The 2,569-nt window shown below is 60.4% G+C and carries 3 protein-coding genes; all 3 read left to right on the top strand.

Going from position 1 to position 2,569, the window contains the following annotated elements; genetic code table 11:
• On the top strand, positions 1-284 hold a 284-nt coding region (locus Q1X90_RS00755; protein WP_300765752.1), incomplete at its 5' end, for a transposase.
• A gap of 446 nt (positions 285-730) precedes the next feature.
• Positions 731-1,411, top strand: coding sequence for an ATP-binding cassette domain-containing protein (locus Q1X90_RS00750; RefSeq protein WP_300765751.1), 681 nt, complete (start codon positions 731-733; stop codon positions 1,409-1,411).
• Entirely contained in the window at positions 1,408-2,250 is an 843-nt protein-coding gene (locus Q1X90_RS00745; RefSeq protein WP_300765750.1) for an ABC transporter permease, read from the top strand. Before Q1X90_RS00750 ends, Q1X90_RS00745 begins: the two co-directional genes overlap by 4 nt.
• Positions 2,251-2,569: the final 319 nt, after the last annotated feature.

The raw sequence follows: 2,569 nt of genomic DNA, 5'->3' as shown, positions 1-2,569 counted from the left end.
CGAGGCCGCCAAATGCCTTAGGGAGGGGCATTGGCGAGACCACCACCTACCTGTTGGGCGGCCACTCTCGCGAGCATTGTCGCAGGATCCGTACGAACAACATGATCGAACGATTGAATCGCGAGATTCGCCGCCACACACGCGTCGCCGGCAGCTTCCCCGACGGTCAGAGCGCGCTCATGCCCGTCACCGCCGGAACCGGATACGTCACCAGCAGGCAATGGTCCACCCGCCGCTACCTGGACATGTACCGGCTCGGCGACACCATGAACACATCGAACTAAAACGCGCACAGGCAGGCGAGAAACACAGTGCGCAAGAAACCGGGCACTACCCGTCCCGTCATCCGCGCTTGATGGGAATCACTGGAGGCGTGAGCGTCCGGTGCATTCGCATTCGGACATGGAATAGATCGCAGTGAGAAGATCGTTGCCGATGTGTTCCTGATACTTCCTGATTGCTTCTATCTGCATGTCTTGTGACATCAAGGCGCGTTCTTCAGTGCTCACATCGTAAGCGTCAACCGATGCGTCCATGCCGGCGGCGAAAAGCCAAGCGTGGAACAGCTCGATGATTGACGTCTGTCAGCTTAGTTCGTTGCGGATACGTCAGATGACTATGGGAAACGGTGGGATGCTCCACGGGGAAACGCAGGGGCGCACGCTAGCTGATACGGCATAAGCTGGCGCACATGGAATATCTGTTGAGCGCGGACGACATGACTTGCGTCATGCCCTCCCGAGGAAATGCGACGCCGGTGTTCCAGGGTCTTCGGCTGGGTCTGCCGGAAGGCAGCGTCACAGACCTGACGGGTCCTTCCGGAGCTGGCAAGAGCAGTCTGCTGATGGCGTTGGCTCGGTTGAATCCGTGTGCCAAAGGCAGAATGACTCTGATGGGACGGGATGCGTCGACGTTTTCCCCGGAGCGGTGGCGGGCACTGGTGTCCTACCTTCCCCAACAGCCCATTCTTCTTGGTACGACGGTTGCGGACGCCATCCGGGACCCATGGTCCTATTCGGTGCGTCATATCGGAAACGAAGCTGGCTGGATCGTGAGAATGAGGCGACGGTTGCGTTTCGGTCGTAGCGTTCCTGACGGTCCCTCCAACACAATGATGAGAAGAGCACTCGACGGTGTGGGATGCTCGGACATCGAACTCGACAGACCATCCCGTGATCTGTCCGGTGGACAGGCGGCCCGCGTCTGCCTGTGCCGCACGCTCCTGACCCGTCCCCGCGTCCTGCTGTGTGACGAGGTGGACGCGGGCCTTGACGATGCGAATGCCGCCAAAGTCGGTGAGGCGATTCGTGCAGCGGCGAACCATGGCGTTGCCGTTCTGCGCGTCCGACACCGGTCGTCGGACGGACTGGCATGCAGGATTCTGACGTTAAAGGACGGCGTTCTGAGATGACTGCAGGAGGCTATGACATCGATCTGGTTGGTCTGATGATCGCCCTCGGCATGGCCGTCGCGGCATCGCTGGTGTCGGCGGCCCTGCACCTCGGTGTCGGTCGGTCCCTCGTCCTCTCGTCCTTGCGCGCTCTTCTCCAGCTGTGCGCGATGGGACTGATCATCCGTTTCATCATCCGTGCGGACAACCCGTGGCTGGTGCTCGGTCTGGTTCTCATCATGCTTGTGGCTGCCGTGCAGATCACCCTGTCACGGGCGCAGGGGATTCCCTGCGGATTGGCGTTTCCCGTATTCCTCACCCTGACGGTGACCATGGTGGTCATGGTCGCCGTCGTGGCGGAACTGATAGTCCGGCCCGATCCTTGGTATTCACCCCAGCTTCTGCTGCCGTTGACCGGCATGATGCTCGGCAACTGCGTGTCGGCCATAGCCGTGGCGATGACACGGTTCTACGAAAGCATGGATGAGCGCCGCGAGCATATCGGCACCATGCTGGCTCTGGGTGCCACACCATGGGAATGCGCGCGTCCGTCCATCGTCTCCTCGATGCGCCTCGGATTGCTGCCGACCATAGCCTCTCTGTCGTCAGCGGGAATCGTCACGATTCCCGGCATGATGGCCGGTCAGGTCATTGCCGGTGGAGATCCCCTTCAGGCGGCGAAATACCAGTTCGTCGTCCTCGCGGCCATAGCGGGCCTGACGCTGCTCGCCGATGCTCTCATCATGTTGCGCATCTACCGCTCGTGCTTCACCGATAACGACCAGTACCACGCCGGCACGAGGGCTCCGACCAATCGTCTTCATTGGTCTGGAGCGACGTGCCGAACCCGCTGGACTTGATCTCGCCGAAGTGACGTTTCTCTTGGCGGCGTTGATGGATGATGCTCGCACCCACGATGCCTGTATTCGCGTGCGGACGTCATTGCTTGTCGGTGACATGTTGCCCATCGCTAAGCAAACCGCAGCTTGAGCCGGGACCGACAATCGTTCAGGAGACTTTGCGCCGACGTTCATCCAACGTGGCGACGGTGTCCAGCATGAACGACGACGCTCGCATCACATGACGGATGATCCGCTATGGGTGTTCGATACGGACTGATCGGTATGGCGATGCTTCGGAGGATGGCGTGAACAGAACGGCTAGGGTATCGGTGGTGGT

The sequence above is a fragment of the uncultured Bifidobacterium sp. genome (assembly GCF_949292005.1).
Lineage (GTDB): Bacteria > Actinomycetota > Actinomycetes > Actinomycetales > Bifidobacteriaceae > Bifidobacterium.
Note: the sequence above shows the minus strand (reverse complement) of the source record. Positions and strands in the feature narration are given on the sequence as shown.

Coding starts and splice junctions, on each gene's coding strand:
- Q1X90_RS00750 (WP_300765751.1), top strand. CDS start 731: ATGCCCTCCCGAGGAAATGCGACGCCGGTGTTCCAGGGTCTTCGGCTG.
- Q1X90_RS00745 (WP_300765750.1), top strand. CDS start 1,408: ATGACTGCAGGAGGCTATGACATCGATCTGGTTGGTCTGATGATCGCC.